General features: G+C 33.5%; 12 protein-coding genes. 5 read left to right on the forward strand and 7 right to left on the reverse strand.

Features of this window, described 5'->3' with window-relative positions; all coding sequences use genetic code 11:
- Nucleotides 1-546, forward strand: a 546-nt coding sequence (locus tag ACUSJC_RS06490) for a DUF6705 family protein (protein ID WP_449268748.1), incomplete at its 5' end; no start/stop codon positions are given.
- Between the two features lie 489 nt (nt 547-1035).
- Here the strand turns inward: ACUSJC_RS06490 and mfd are convergent.
- The 3 genes from mfd to ACUSJC_RS06505 all read right to left on the reverse strand — a co-directional run bounded on the left by mfd (nt 1036) and on the right by ACUSJC_RS06505 (nt 7415).
- Nucleotides 1036-4323, reverse strand: a complete 3288-nt coding sequence (gene mfd / locus ACUSJC_RS06495) for a transcription-repair coupling factor (RefSeq protein WP_449268848.1) — start codon at nt 4321-4323, stop codon at nt 1036-1038.
- Between the two features lie 152 nt (nt 4324-4475).
- Nucleotides 4476-6779: a T9SS sorting signal type C domain-containing protein gene (locus tag ACUSJC_RS06500; protein WP_449268749.1), complete on the reverse strand. Its 2304-nt coding sequence runs from the start codon at nt 6777-6779 to the stop codon at nt 4476-4478.
- A 30-nt stretch (nt 6780-6809) separates the two neighbouring features.
- Nucleotides 6810-7415 carry a hypothetical protein gene (locus ACUSJC_RS06505; protein ID WP_449268750.1) on the reverse strand — a complete coding sequence of 202 codons (606 nt, stop codon included), beginning with the start codon at nt 7413-7415 and terminating at the stop codon, nt 6810-6812.
- 225 nt (nt 7416-7640) lie between these two features.
- Here ACUSJC_RS06505 and ACUSJC_RS06510 point away from each other — a divergent pair, with 225 nt between their 5' ends.
- Nucleotides 7641-8597 (forward strand): L-threonine 3-dehydrogenase, encoded by a 957-nt coding sequence (locus ACUSJC_RS06510; RefSeq protein WP_449268751.1) that lies wholly within the window; start codon nt 7641-7643, stop codon nt 8595-8597.
- Nucleotides 8598-8644: 47 nt separating this feature from the next.
- Here ACUSJC_RS06510 and ACUSJC_RS06515 read toward each other — a convergent pair whose 3' ends face one another.
- The 3 genes from ACUSJC_RS06515 to ACUSJC_RS06525 all read right to left on the reverse strand — a co-directional run bounded on the left by ACUSJC_RS06515 (nt 8645) and on the right by ACUSJC_RS06525 (nt 10652).
- Nucleotides 8645-9325 (reverse strand): hypothetical protein, encoded by a 681-nt coding sequence (locus ACUSJC_RS06515; RefSeq protein WP_449268752.1) that lies wholly within the window; start codon nt 9323-9325, stop codon nt 8645-8647.
- A 95-nt stretch (nt 9326-9420) separates the two neighbouring features.
- Nucleotides 9421-9645, reverse strand: a complete 225-nt coding sequence (locus tag ACUSJC_RS06520) for a hypothetical protein (RefSeq protein WP_449268753.1) — start codon at nt 9643-9645, stop codon at nt 9421-9423.
- Nucleotides 9646-9872: 227 nt separating this feature from the next.
- Nucleotides 9873-10652, reverse strand: a complete 780-nt coding sequence (locus tag ACUSJC_RS06525) for a THC0290_0291 family protein (protein WP_449268754.1) — start codon at nt 10650-10652, stop codon at nt 9873-9875.
- A 243-nt stretch (nt 10653-10895) separates the two neighbouring features.
- On the opposite strand from ACUSJC_RS06525, the gene gdhA reads away from it, so the two are divergent.
- The 3 genes from gdhA (at nt 10896) to recO (ending at nt 15365) form a co-directional block, all read left to right on the forward strand.
- Nucleotides 10896-12251, forward strand: coding sequence for an NADP-specific glutamate dehydrogenase (gene gdhA / locus ACUSJC_RS06530; protein WP_449268755.1), 1356 nt, complete (start codon nt 10896-10898; stop codon nt 12249-12251).
- A 117-nt stretch (nt 12252-12368) separates the two neighbouring features.
- Nucleotides 12369-14651 carry a type IX secretion system anionic LPS delivery protein PorZ gene (porZ, locus tag ACUSJC_RS06535; protein ID WP_449268756.1) on the forward strand — a complete coding sequence of 761 codons (2283 nt, stop codon included), beginning with the start codon at nt 12369-12371 and terminating at the stop codon, nt 14649-14651.
- 3 nt (nt 14652-14654) lie between these two features.
- Nucleotides 14655-15365 (forward strand): DNA repair protein RecO, encoded by a 711-nt coding sequence (gene recO, locus ACUSJC_RS06540; RefSeq protein WP_449268757.1) that lies wholly within the window; start codon nt 14655-14657, stop codon nt 15363-15365.
- A gap of 33 nt (nt 15366-15398) precedes the next feature.
- Here recO and ACUSJC_RS06545 read toward each other — a convergent pair whose 3' ends face one another.
- On the reverse strand, nt 15399-15836 hold the full coding sequence (locus ACUSJC_RS06545; protein ID WP_449268758.1) for a retropepsin-like aspartic protease: 438 nt from the start codon (nt 15834-15836) through the stop codon (nt 15399-15401).
- Nucleotides 15837-15843: the final 7 nt, after the last annotated feature.

Here is a 15843-nt window from a genome sequence, read left to right on the forward strand (position 1 = left end):
CCGAATTTTTATCTAGGAGATGTAAATGGAGCTTATTATAAAGATGTAGATTATTATTTTGATCAGTTTGTGGGAGCCTGGAGCTATACGGAAGGAACCACTATCCTAAAAGTTTCTTTTGTGAAAAGAGAAATGATGAATGTTAGCAATAAATATTATGAAGATTGTTTAGTGGGCGAATTCCAGTATATAGAAAGTGGGGTGGAAAAGACAAATACATTAAGTAATTTAAGTAATAATTATACCAGTGCTTATGCTTATAATATGTGGTCATTAAGTCAAATGAGGAAGACGAGTTATCCGGTATGTGAGGAGTGCAGTACTGATGAAAAACGATTGGGAATGTCTTTTACAGAACCGGCAAATGATGATGATTGTCTTCAGGGATTCTGGACAATGAGAGTTGTCGCTGAAGGCGGTGTTCAAAAATTAAAAGTGCAGTTCAGATTAGAGACTAATTATTGTGGGTATAAAGAAGACGGAACACCCTCTGTGGCGCGTTCTTTTTCTGTTCCTTTTGGCGATTATACTTTAATAAGGGAGTAAAAGTGTAGATTCAATTTTTTTGTTTCAACGACTTTTTTTACTTTTCAATGATAAAAAACACATTTTAACAAAATATACAGAAAAACTGTACCAAGATTAACATTTGAAGTGTTAAGTTTGTCTCGGTTAATAGCAGTAATTTTATTTCTTATCAAAGAAACATTGAGTCCCGAAGATTTCGGGACTTTTTGTTTTTTTTATCTTTGAAAATGTAAAAATTAATTAAATGGAATTCTTAAATAAGCTTTTAACTATTCTGATTCTCTTTATAGTTGTATTTTTTTGGAATAAATATATTGTAGAATACATATTCAATCGACCGGAAAAATTCCATAAGAAACACAATGCGGATAATCTAAATAGGCAGCCAATAAAATTCTATTTAGAAAACAAGACTAAACTTATAAAGTTCGCAAAATGCTTTTATTGGGTTGGATTTATCATGTTCACAATAATGATATTGACAAATTCTGTTCCTCCTAAAAAATTTTAAAACGCTTTCAACAATTCTAAAGCTTTGCTTATACTCTTAACTTGATCAAAGCTCAAAAGCAGACGCAAACCATTTTTAGTTTGCTTCTCTTTTATTTTACAGATGTTTCCATTTTGTTGGGCAAATTGTAAAACCTTCATAAAGCGGTTACTCTGATAAAAATCGCTTTGTTGATCGCTGATAAAGTACCCCACCATTTTGCCTTGTTTTAAAATCAAGCGTTCAATTCCCATAGCGGTTGCTTTCCACTTAATACGAACACTGTTCAAAAGAGCCAAAGCCGGTTTAGGCAACGGACCAAAACGGTCAATTAAGTGCTGTTCAAAACGTTCTAGTTCAGCTTCGGTTTTTAAGGTACTTAACTCGTTGTATAAATTCAAACGCTCGGTAATATTATTGATGTATTCGTCAGGAAACAACAATTCAAAATCAGAATCAATTTGAATATCCTTTACAAATTCTTTGGTTTCAATATTATTTTCTTCTTGGTATAAATCTTTAAACTCATTTTCTTTCAATTCATCAATAGCTTCATTCATGATTTTTTGGTAGGTATCAAAACCGATTTCATTGATAAAACCACTTTGCTCTCCGCCTAATAAATCTCCGGCACCTCGAATTTCTAAGTCTTTCATAGCAATGTTAAAACCACTTCCTAATTCGCTGAATTGTTCCAAGGCCTGAATACGTTTTCTGGCTTCTTCCGTCATTGCCGAATAAGGTGGCGTAATGAAATAACAGAACGCTTTTTTATTACTTCTACCCACACGACCGCGCATTTGGTGCAAATCAGAAAGACCGAAGTTATTGGCATTATTAATAAAAATGGTATTGGCATTCGGTACATCTAATCCACTTTCGATAATAGTTGTAGCTACTAAAACATCAAATTCGCCTTCCATGAAAGCAAGCATCAATTCTTCCAGTTTTTTTCCGTCCATTTGTCCGTGACCAATGCCCACTTTAGCTCCGGGAACCAATCGTTGAATCATTCCGGCAACTTCTTTAATGTTTTCTAAACGGTTGTTGATGAAATAGACTTGGCCTCCACGTTGGATTTCGTATGAAATAGCATCACGAATAATTTCCTCGTTAAAACGCACCACCTGAGTTTCTATCGGATAACGATTAGGCGGCGGTGTGGTAATAACCGATAAATCTCGAGCTGCCATCAAAGAAAACTGAAGTGTTCTAGGAATAGGTGTCGCCGTTAACGTTAAAGTATCTACTTGGGTTGCAATCGTTTTTAATTTGTCTTTGACATTAACACCAAATTTCTGCTCTTCGTCAATAATCAGTAATCCTAAATTTTTGAATTTTACATTTTTGTTGACCAATTGATGTGTACCAATAACAATATCGATTTTCCCTTCCTCTAAACCTTTTAAAGTTTCCGATTTTTGTTTGGCTGTTCTAAAACGATTCAAATAGCTTACTGTAACCGGCATGTCTTTTAATCGTTCAGAAAATGTTCGATAATGTTGGTAAGCCAAAATAGTCGTAGGAACCAAAATGGCAACTTGTTTTCCATTGTCAACCGCTTTGAAAGCAGCACGAATAGCAACTTCCGTTTTACCAAAACCAACATCACCACAAACCAAGCGGTCCATTGGTCTTTCGCTTTCCATATCGGCTTTTACATCGGCTGTAGCTTTTATTTGATCGGGAGTATCTTCGTAAATAAAAGAACTTTCTAATTCTTTTTGTAAATAACTATCCGGAGCATATTGAAATCCTTTTTCTAATCGGCGTTTCGCATACAATTGAATCAAATTGAAAGCAATGTGTTTGACGCGCGCTTTTGTTTTTTGCTTTAAAGTTTTCCAAGCACTGCTTCCTAATTTATATATTTTTGGCGGCGCACCATCTTTACCGTTGTATTTGGAAATTTTATGCAACGAATGAATACTAACATATACAATGTCGTTATCGGCATAGACTAATTTGATAGCTTCTTGTGTTTTGCCTTCCACCTGAATTTTTTGCAAACCGCCAAATTTCCCAATTCCGTGATCGATGTGCGTTACATAATCGCCAACAGAAAGTGAGGTTAGTTCTTTAAGCGTAATAGTCTGTTTTTTAGAATATCCGTTTTTAATGCTGAATTTGTGGTAGCGCTCAAAAATTTGATGATCGGTGTAACAAACAATTCGGTTTTCTTCGTCAATAAATCCTTGATATAAAGGTAAAACGATGGTTTTGTATTGTTTGCGATTGGATTCGTGCTGTTCTTCGTCAATACTTTCAAAAATATCATGAAAGCGCGATGCCTGATTTTCATTGGAACAACACAAATAGTTGGTATAACCGTTAAAGTGATTTTCACTTAAATTATTCAGCAAAAGATCAAATTGTTTGTTGAATGACGGTTGAGGAAGCGTGTGAAATTCAAAAGATTTATCGCTTTTGAAAATAGGCTTTTTGTCTAATTCAATAACAGAAAAATCGAGTGCTTTTTTCAAAAAGGCACTTTGGTTTACAAATAATTCTTCGGGTTTGTTGTGTTTAATATCAGCCGATAGTTTATCGAAAGCTTCATTGGCTTTGCTAAATAATTTATCCAATTGGTGAACCAAAAATTCGGTATTTTGGATAATTAGAATCGTTTTTTCATTGATGTATTCCAAAAAGCTTTCGCGATTTTCCTCTAGTAATTTGTTTTCAACATTAGGAATAATGCTGATCTTTTTTAGTTTTTCAACAGAAAGCTGACTTTCTACATCAAACGTACGGATGCTATCTACTTCGTCTCCGAAAAATTCAATTCGGTATGGATTGTCATTGGAAAACGAGAAAACATCTACAATTCCGCCACGAACGGAAAATTCTCCGGGTTCGGTAACAAAATCAACGCGTTTAAAGTTGTATTCGAATAGCGTTTCGTTGATAAAATCAATGGATAGATTTTCGCCAACTTGTATTTTGAGTGTGTTTTTTTCTAATTCCTTTCGGGTGACTACTTTTTCAAAAACCGCTTCGGCATAAGAAACAATAACAGCCGGTTTCTTTCGCGAGTTGATTCGGTTTAAAACTTCGGCACGAAGCAAAACATTGGCATTGTCGGTTTCCTCAATTTGGTAAGGACGGCGATACGAACCGGGGTAAAATAAAACATCATCTTTATTAATGAGGTTTTCTAAATCATTCAAATAATAGGCAGCTTCCTCTTTATCATTGAAAAGCAACAGCAAAGGCAAATCGCTTTTTTGGAATAAGGCGCTGCTAAAGAAAGATAGAGAAGAACCCGTTAAGCCGGTAACAGCAACTTTTTTTCGGTTAGTAATAGCTTCACTAACAGCCGAAACCGTTCCGTTTTTTTCGTATAAATGTAAAATATCGCTTTTGCTCAAAACTTTAAGAATAAGTAAGGTACAAAAATAAAAAAACCATCGCACTAAATGGAATCAGGCGATGGTTAAGTTTCGTGAAACAAAAGTTAAAAAATATATTTTTTGTTTAACGTTGTTCCGTCTTTTAAAATAGTTGTAATTAAAACAACTTGTTTTTGTATCGTGTTTTTCGCTATAGCGAAGATTTTGTTATTGATGTTATTTTGGTTTACTAAAAGTCTTCCGCTAATATCATAAACCATTACATGCTGAATTTCTGATTGACTAGAATGAATCTCTAATTGATTGTCTTGATTGTAAAATACAATTTCTTGTTGGGAGCTAAAAGCAGGATTAGTCAATGTACTATTTTGGTAATGAATGACAAAGCGACTATTATAAGTTCCTTCATTAGAATTAAAAACATACGGACTTGTTTTTAAATTATGATAAGTATTTGTTTCTGTATCTTCAATAAAGATGTCTTTATCATCAAAAAAATGATCATAATTAGGATTTGAAGCGTCAAATTCTATTTGGAAAGTAGTATTCCCTGTAATGTTAGAAATGTATCCTAGCGGGATAGTATCGGTAATATTCCAAGGATAAGCTAAGGAGTTAATTTGCAAATTATAATTTGAAATGACAGAATAGAAGCTGATATAAGTTCCGGCGGCATAAATTCCATCTAAACCATTGTCATAACCGGCTGTAGCACATTCAACATAGCCGATTCCTAATTGCTTGAATGCTCCTCCTGTATTGGTCATATTTAAATAAAAGGAATAATAAGCAGGATCGGAGCAACTTGTAGTGCTTCTATAGAACTGGGTATTATTGCTGCTAACTCGCATTGCATTAGTAAAAGTAAGTGTAGAATTCGCACTGGATGAGGCAAAAAATCCTTGCCCTGCAGAAACATAAGCTCCGGGAATAGTTCCTCCTGAAACGGCAGCTGTTCCAAATAATTTAGTTCGAACTGCATAATCATCAGAAGTAAATTCATTATTAGAAATAGCAGTATTATGAGTCCAAAAATAAAGGGTTCCTATTGTAGAATTATTGATTAATGAAGCTACACTAATAGCAGAAGGGTATGGATTTCCTATAAAGTTATAAGCTCCGGCAATACTATGGTCAATCAATGAAATACTATAGTCGCCATTGTTAGGAGAGCCAATAAATTCTCCGTTATAAACTTGAGCAGTGGTTGTAAATCCCTGAGGAGCACGTACAGCATAGCCTTTGCCGGGAATCATAGTATTTCCGGAGTTTTCTAACACCCAATTGTTCGTAGCAGTATCAAATGAAAAGAATTTATCTGATAATGTTAAAGGAGAAAAAACACTTAGAGCTTGCCCGTTAACAGGAGATCCCCAATATGTAAATTCATAGATGCGCATAGGAGATGAATCTCTTTTATAGGTTATATTTCCGGTGTTAACAGCAGAGGAATTGGTTTGCAATAAAGCAGAAGTGTTTTCAAAGATGAAGTGCGCACCATTATCAACAATAACTTCATTCGTAGAGGTAACATTAATTCCACTGTTTACGGTTACGGTGGCGTTGTTGCTTATTTGAACAGAACAAGCACTAAAATCAGTTGTTGCTGTGTAATTTCCGGTGAATACGGCTTTTTTCTTGTTAGTAGGTAATCCAAAACTCCAAGATGTTCCGTCCCAAGTGGTAGTCATAGCACATTCTTCTACTTTCAAGTTGTTAAAGAATAAATTGTTTAACACATTACTATCAGTTGTATTGCCTACATATAATTTGAAACCTGAAAATTGTCCGGTTAAAGCTCCTGACGAATGTGAGTCTGTTCCATGATCGATTATTACTTCAAAGGAATTGGTGTCAAATTGATGAACGGTTATATTGAAAACAGAAGCTTGATTGTAAGCCCACCCTAAATCAGCGGAGTCAGTCGTGCTATAAATATCGTTGGCAACATTAAAATTATATAAAATAGCATAATTTTGATCCATTAAGTCAATGCCTTTATAGCCATTTCGATAAGCAACGGCTAAATCAATTGAGAAACTTTGTCCCGGAAGCAAATATTCTCTTCCTCCAACAGCAGTTGAACCTGTATTGTTTAAAAAGCGTTGCGCATTGGCTTGAACATTTGCACCATTTGGATTTCCATACATTCCAAAGCTTACTCCGGAAGAATCAATATCTCCAAATCCATTACTTGCTGAACTGGCTAAAAAATGTCCGGCAAAATTAGAAACATCTGTGTTTTGCGTCCATAAATCCCAAGTTGTAAATCCAGTTCCAAAATTGCTTCCGTTTGTCCAGCTTCCAGAATAGTTAGAAGCATTATCTTCAAAAATAATGCTTTGTGCAAAATTTGAAAAAGTTATAAAGAAGAAGACAGTAGTTAAAAAAAGTAAAGTTTTTTTCATTTGTTGACACATTTAGAATAAAAGTAGTATTTATTTTTCCTTTTCTTGCATAGCATTTTGCATTTTCTCAAAATTAGCGTTTCTCGTAGTATCCAAAGCTCTAAGCATTTCATCTTCGCCCACTTCTTTTGGAATAGCTTTTTTAATCACTACTTCTTCCATTTGATTATAAACCCCTTTGATTTCCTCGTTAATTTCAGAAATGAGACTGATAACTTTCTGTTGAGGAATGCTTTGCAAATGGATATAAGTATCAAGTGATTTTATTTTAGTATCTAAAGTTCTTAATCTGCTTCGTACTTGAGCATTGTTGAAATCATTTGGGACGGTTAAATATAAACTGTCTGATTTTGTAGAGACATTCTTGACTTTCATTTGAAAAGCTAATAGAGAAGTTTTGGGCTTTTGTTGTAATTCTTGTTTAAACTGAGTCCATTTATTCCATTCATCCATTGCTTGGGTTACTTCTATTCCCGAAGAAGGAAAATTAAAAATCCATTTTTTTGAAATGGCAGCAAAGATAGAATCTTTCTTGATTTGCTCTCGTTTTGCAATTTCTTTTTCATCTGTAAATTTATCACAGTTGGAAAGAAATAAGTTGATGAGTATAATAAGTGATAATGATATCTTTTTCATGATGTGAAATTTGGACAAAAATACAAATGTTTGAGCTTTAGCATTCTATTTCAAAAAAAACTTAACAAAGTTTATAAGGGAGTGCATTTAAATTTATTGAATAATTAGTTTTGGCGCCATATTTTAAAAATATTTCACAAATTACCTACTTATTGTCTGAATATTTTAAATTTTAACAAAAAGCATATTGGGAAATAAACTATATTTGTTTGCAAATTTAGCGAAATGAAAACTAAAATTCTTATTATAGGAGCCTGTGGTCAAATAGGTACTGAATTAACGGCTAAACTTCGTGAAACCTATGGTGTTGAGAATGTAGTAGCATCAGATATTAGAAAATTAAATAATGATGTAGTTAACAACGGAATTTTTGAAGTGGTTAATGCTTTAGATTATAATCAAATTGAACATTTAGTAGAACAATATGGAATTACAGATGTATATTTGATGGCTGCATTACTTTCAGCTACAGCTGAGAAAAACCCTGCATTTGCATGGGATTTGAATATGAATTCTTTGTTCCATGTATTGAATTTGGCTAAAGCCGGGAAAATCCAAAAAATATTCTGGCCTTCTAGTATTGCTGTTTTTGGGCCTACTACCCCAAAACATACTACGCCTCAATTCACAATTATGGAGCCGACTACAGTATATGGAATCTCAAAACAATGTGGTGAACGTTGGTGTGAATACTATTATTCCCAATACGGAGTAGATGTTAGAAGTATTCGTTATCCGGGATTAATAAGTTGGAGCACAGAAGCAGGAGGAGGAACTACAGATTATGCGGTTGATATTTATCATAAGGCTATTACGGAAGGTAAGTTTACCAGTTTTTTATCCGAAAAGTCAGAGCTTCCTATGATGTATATGGATGATGCAATTAAAGCAACGATTGGAATTATGCAAGCGCCTGCAGAAAAAATAAAGATTCGTTCATCTTATAATTTAGCGGCAATGAGTTTTACACCGGAAGAAATTGCAGCAGAGATTAAAAAACATTATCCGAACTTTGAAATGTCTTATGAACCTGATTTCAGACAGAAGATAGCTGATAGCTGGCCTGCAAGCATTGATGATTCTTCAGCAAGACAAGATTGGGGATGGAAGAATGATTATGATATGGAGTCAATGACAACAGAAATGTTTAAACAATTGAGAGAAAACATCTATACAAACTAAAAATGGCTCATTATGAGCCATTTTTAGTTTGTTAATAATCTTATTTTCTAAGGCAAAGCGTTTATTGCATCTATTAATTGTTCTTCAGTAACTACACTGGTTTCGGAAATTGAAAAGCTATAGACAGTATTGGCTGTTATAGTAACTTCTTTTATAGCATATAACCAATTATCATTTTGCTCTGAAACAAAAATAATATGACATTCCAAACCAATAGGTATTTGGCCATAGTGTTCAGAAAACAGTTCTGTTTCTTCATCATATCTGTCTAAATGAGCTAAGGCATTTCCTTCTCCGTCATAATGAATATAAATAGCAGAGTTGTCATTGTTATAACCATCCGGGACATCTGCTAAGATTGTAGTTTTAGGTCTGGAATCATTATAAAAACGATCTACATTTGTCCATCCGAAACTATCGAAGTAAGCGTAATAAACGGCAGTTTCACCTTGACCTTCAATAAAAACGCCTTCATTGCCGACAGGGTTCGCTGTGTCTTCTTCCCAGGTTATATTGCCATTTTCATCAATCACTCCGTTCCATAAAGACATTGTATTGTCTCCTCCTGGGTTAGTTAATGAAGTAGGGATTGCTAATGTCATAGGACAGTTAATACTTAATTGTTGACCGCCTTGTGTTGCATTGATATAAAATTCTCCTCCAGATATCAGAAGTGATTTGTTTCCGTCATTCATTAATCCCATAGTAGACTTGTTTGTTGTAATCATGTTTCCACCATCAAAGATTTCTACATAATCTAAATCAATAGTTCCGGTAACTGAATTCCCGTTTAAACGTAAGCAGTTAGGATCAATACTAATTGTTACTCCTTTTCTGTAATTATTGAAGTGTAGCCATTTTCAACATCAAATTGAAAATGTTGAGTCAATGTTTCCAGAGCATCATCTCTTAGTGAACTGAATTCAGCCGCAGTAGGGACGTAAACATTAGTTTTTGGGTTGTCATCATCATTACAACTGATAAGTAAGAAAAGGATTAAATAAATAAATCCTTGTACTGTTTTTTGATGTTTGAGAATTTTTTTCATAGCAATTATATTTTTATTATATTATCTATTAGATGTAGGATAATAAAAAAGGTTGCGTATTAAAAAAAACAGTTAATTCTTATTTTTCAACCAAGAAACATATTTTATTGTTTCTTGGTTAATTACATGTAAGGTTACTTTTGTTTTCTAAAAAAGTTTAAATAAAAAAGAGAAATCTAATCTAATAGATCTCTCTTTTTTATTGCTGTACTGTATACTTAAGAATATTAATCTAAATAGTAGATATAACCAAAGTTTAACCAAAGATTCCAATCGTTTGCTTTGTTTTCACTATAGATATCAGGATTTTTTCTCAAACCATCAACCCAGTCAGAAAAATAATATTGCCAACGTAGTTCAACAAATAAGTCTGAAAGTTCAGTTAATTTATAACGAGATCCTACAGATGAAACTACAGACCAAGTAGTACCGCCATCGTTAGACCAACCATCCGGTAAATAATCAGGATAAGTAGTTGCTGTAGTTCCTAATGGACCTAATGTAGAGTAGGTGTCATTTGAAAAAATAGAAAAGTGAGCCCCTAATCCGATAAATGGAGCAAAAGATCCTTCAGAAGAAGTAAATTCTCTAATGCTTAAAGGGTAATATTCCAATTGCATTCCTATATCTGTCACTTTAGCTTCCCCTTTCATGGCTTTTAACTGAGCGCCATATATATTTTGTTTGTCGGCCCATTTTCCAAAATGCTCAAGCTTTGTACTATTATATGACAACTCTGAACGTAGTTTAAAGTGATCATTAAAATAAGTATCAGGAGTATAACAATTACATTCCGCACGATAAGAGAAGTTCATATAATGAACTAAACCGATGGCAAAACCAGTATTCCCAGAATTTGTTTTGAAGTCATTACGTACTCCAAAGTCAGACTGAAAAGCAACTCCTCCAATAAATGCACCAATCTCATGAGAAAAACCAAATTGAGCGTGAATAGTAAATGGAGCCAAAAGTAACAATAACAGTAGGTGTTTTATTTTTTTAGTCATCACTAAAAGTTTTCTATTATCTGACAAATATATAAAAACAATGTACACTTCAAAAAAAAAACTTAAAATTCTGTTTAAAAAAAGCTAATTTAAAACATAGAACATCTCTAATTAACAATTTGATAAAATTTTGCCAAAAAAAAATCTTTTTTCGTAATAAGATGTATATTTGTTCCGTTTTATAAATGATTTTCTAAAAACAAAAAAACAAAAAAAATCTTATTATTCTTATTTTTTTAAAAAATGTCACAATTAGTTGAACAGAAAATAAGTGATTTCATGGCTCAGGTTGAAGCCAAAAATCCTAATGAGCCGGAATTTATTCAGGCTGTAAGAGAATTTGCAGAAACTGTAATTCCCTTCATTGCTGAGCAAAAAAAATATGATGGAAAAAATCTTTTACTTAGAATTGCTGAGCCAGAAAGATCAATTACTTTCCGTGTTCCGTGGGTAGATGATTCGGGAGAAATTCAAGTGAATAGAGGATTTAGAATTCAAATGAATTCAGCGATTGGTCCTTATAAAGGAGGGATTCGTTTTCATCCGACAGTAAATTTGTCTGTTTTAAAGTTTTTAGCTTTTGAACAAATCTTTAAAAATAGTTTGACAACTCTTCCAATGGGTGGCGGTAAAGGAGGTTCTGATTTTGATCCGGAAGGAAAATCAGATGCAGAGGTTATGCGTTTTTGCCAATCTTTCATGACAGAATTGTGTAGACACATAGGTCCTGCTCTAGATGTGCCTGCTGGAGATATTGGTGTTGGAGCTAGAGAAATTGGATATATGTTCGGGCAATATAAAAGAATTCGTAATGAGTTTACCGGTGTTTTAACAGGTAAAGGTTTGGCTTACGGAGGATCATTAATTCGTCCTGAAGCAACGGGCTATGGAGTCGTTTATTTTACGGATCAAATGTTAAAAACAATTGGTCAATCTATTAAAGGCAAAACAGTTTCTGTTTCTGGTTTTGGAAATGTAGCTTGGGGAGTAGCATTAAAAGTAACGGAATTAGGAGGGAAAGTAGTTACGATTTCTGGTCCTGATGGATATATTTATGATGAAGAAGGAATTTCGGGAGAGAAAATAGATTTTATGCTGGAAATGAGAGCTAGTGGTAAAAACAAAGCAGAAATGTATTTGGAGAAATATCCTAATGCTAAATTTGTGAAAGGAAGAAGCCCTTGGGAAGTAAAAGTAGATATAGCCATTCCATGTGCAACACAAAATGAATTAAACGAGCAAGATGCAATTAATCTTGTCAATAATGGTGTGCTTTGTGTTACTGAAGCTGCAAATATGCCTTCTACATTAGAAGCTATAAAAGTGTTTTTAACTAAAAAAATTCTTTTTGCTCCGGGTAAGGCAGCTAATGCTGGTGGTGTAGCAGCATCTGGTTTAGAAATGACACAAAATTCAATTCGTTTGAATTGGACAAGTGAGGAAGTAGATCTTCGTTTAAAAGAAATCATGGCAGGAATTCATAACCAATGTAAAAAATACGGTGTAGAAGAAGATGGTTATGTAAATTATGTAAAAGGTGCTAATATTGCCGGTTTTGTTAAAGTAGCAGACGCTATGCTGGCTCAAGGGGTTGTATAAGCTTCTTAAATAATAAAAAAATAGAAAAGGTTCTCAATTTGAGAGCCTTTTTTGTTCTCTAAATATACCGAAAGAATAATTCTTTCGTTTATACTATATTTGTAAAAAGTAAATCAGATGAAGAAAGTCGTTTTTGTTTTTAGTTTTTTATGCTGGATAACTGTTTTTTATTCGCAAAACAACCAATTATGGAAAGGCTATTTTTCATATAATGAGATTGTTGATGTAGCTTCTGCTTCAAATAAGATTTATGCAGCTACAGAGGTCTCTGTGTTCTACAAGGATTTGCTTCTGTCGAATGTAGATCAGATCACTTCTATTTCCGGATTTAAGCCAAATTCAATAACAACAATATATTATTCGGATACGTACAAAAAGTTAATTGCAGGAAATGATAACGGTTTGCTTTTGATTGTGAATCAAGACGGAACAGTTGTGACCAAAGTAGATATTATAGAAGAAGTTCCGGTTTCACCAAATATCAAGAGAATTAATAATTTTTATGAATATGAAGGACGACTTTATATTTCAACTGATTACGGAATTTCTGTTTTAAATTTAGCAACGAACGAATTCGTTTCTACTTATTTCATAGGAACTTCTGGAGAGGAAACAAAAGTCTATCAAACGACAGTTTTTAATGGCGACTTATACGCAGTTACGCAAAATTTTGGAATGCGAAAAGCGCTGTTAACCAATCCGTTTATTTACGACTATTCGCAATGGCAAACTTTTGATTCAGGATATTGGAGTGGAATAACAACTTTTAACAATCAATTAGTGGCATTAAATATGAATTCAATAGTTTACAGATATAATGGAAGTAGTTTTGTAAATGTTTTGAGTCTAAGTCAAGGAGGAATTAGTTTTAAAGTAAACCAAAATCACTTAACAATAACCACTCAAAATCACATTTACGTTTTAGATGAAACATTTCTTCAAGTTGCTCATGTGACAAATATCCCGGATTATACTGTAACGTTTTCTGCAGCAACAGTGGTCGGAGATGAGTTGTTCATAGGTACAGTAGCAAACGGACTTTTTTCGGCTTCTTTGTCAAATCTAAGTGTTTTTGAAAATCTGTCGCCCAACGGGCCTATTCAAAATTATATTTTCAGAGTAAAAAAAGCAACAAACAATCTCTGGGTGGCTTATGGAAATTATGATATTGACTATAATCCTTATCCGCTAGATGAATTAGGAGTAAGCAATTACGGAGAAGAAGCAGGCTGGTTTAATTATACTTATTCGGATGTTCTAAATGCAAAATCAATTTCAGGAATAGGTGTTAACCCCAATAATGCTAATCAGATTTACTTTAGTTCGTACTATTCGGGATTGTTGAAATTAGAAGAAGAGGTGTTTACACTTTATAATCAATCAAACACAGGGACAAATGGTCTGGAATCGTTAGTAGATAATGACAACCCTAGTGTTATAGATGTTAGGGTAAATAGTCCTACTTTTGATAAAAATGGAGATCTGTGGGTAACAAATGGCTTTATAGAAAGAGGATTAAAAGTTATGAGGTCAAACGGACAGTGGCAATCCTATAATCTTTCAGATTATATGACATCCGGAGCGTTTAAATTTGCCTCTTTGGCTATTGATAAAAATTTAACCAAATGGATTCCTACTAGTAATGATGGTTTAATTGCCTTTAACGATACACAAAGTAATAAATTCATTCAAATAAAAACAGACCAAGGGTTGCCGAGTAATGATGTTAGAGCATTGGTTATTGATAATAATAATCAGCTTTGGATTGCTACTATTAGGGGATTATGTGTCTTGTCAAATGTCAATCTTTTTACAAATGAAAGTGAGTTAACGGTAAATAATATTGTGATTCAAGAAGGAGATTTAGCACAAGAACTGTTCTATGAACAGCCATTATTGGATATAGAAGTAGACGGAGCAAACAGAAAATGGGTGTCTATAGCTGACGGTGGGGTTTTCTTAGTGTCTGCAAACGGACAACAAACCATATATCAATTTAACAAAAGTAATTCGCCACTTCCGAGTAATAACGTGAACGACATCGAAATTGACGGTGTAACAGGAGAAGTTTTTTTTGCTACAGATAAGGGAATGGTGTCTTTTCTAGGAACTTCTACTAAGCCTAGTGGTGATTTAGCCAATGTATATGTTTATCCTAATCCGGTAAGGCCAAACTATTACGGAACTATTAAAATAGCGGGATTAACAGATAAAGCAAACGTGAAAATTACAGATATAGAAGGAAATTTGGTTTTTGAAACAACTTCGGCAGGAGGAACTATTGAATGGGATGGAACAGCTTTTGGAAAATACAAAGTTGCTTCCGGAGTGTATATGATTTTTGTGGCTACTGAAGACGGAATGGATACTACAGTAAAAAAAGTTATGATTATCCGATAAATTATGCTTGTTAAAACCAAAGCAATAGTTATATCGTCTCTAAAATATCAGGAGAAAAGCCTAATTGTGAAATGCTTTACGCTTTCAGATGGTATAAAGTCTTATTTTGTGCCTAATGCTTTTTCGGGAAAGCGAAACCAACAAAAAAATGCTTTTTTTCAGCCGTTGACTATCTTAGGAATAGAAGCGTATCATAAAAATAAAGGAACTTTAGAACGTTTCAAAGAAGTTAGAATAGAAGTTCCATTTCAAACCATTCCTCAAGATATATATAAAACAACCATTACACTTTTTCTTTCAGATGTTTTGCATCATGCTCTTAAAGAAGACGGGAAGAATGAAACGTTATTTACGTTTTTAGAAACAGCATTGACTTGGCTTGATACACACCAAGAGATTTCTAATTTTCATTTGATAACCTTATTGCAACTTACACGTTATTTGGGATTTTATCCGCAAACAAATAGTGAACGGCCTTTTTTTGAAATGACAGAAGGTGTTTTTGTTCCTTTCCAATCATTGACCTGTTTGTCGGAAGAGGAAACCAATTGGTTTAAAAAATTAGTGGAACTTAAATTTTCGGACGAACAAAAGTTGTTTTCAGGCAAGCAAAGAAAGATGCTTTTAAAAATACTTTTAGATTATTATACCTTAAATATAGAAGGTTTTCAAAAACCGAAATCATTAGACGTACTCAAGGAAGTTTTTGAGTAATGAAAATAATTCCTTAGATTAACAGTTGCGTGTTTATTTTAAATACAATAAATGATTACTGTAATCCACAATTGCTTTTCCTTTTAAAAGAATATCAGCACCAATAATACCATCAACAGGTTTTATTTTGTATTGTTCTAATGCGTTGTTTACATGACTCATGTCAAAAACAATAAGATGTAATTTTTTGTCTTTCCATCTTCCGGCTTGTAAAAGATTGTTTTTAGCCAAAAGCGTATTCATACCTGTAGCACCTGCTCCTGATGCTTTGGTCTCTGATTCTTCCGATTGCAAATGGAATTTTTTTATCCCTTCAAAACCCACACAGCTATTACTGGCACCTGTGTCAAGGATAAAAAGTCCGCTAACGTCATTTATTTTTGCTTTAATTAACAAATGTTGAGTTTTTAGAACCTTAAAACGTATCTTTTTGTATTTCTTTTCCTTTAAAAAATCTTGCAAATCTTCCATGGATCAA

It is taken from the genome of Flavobacterium sp. U410, assembly GCF_053570605.1.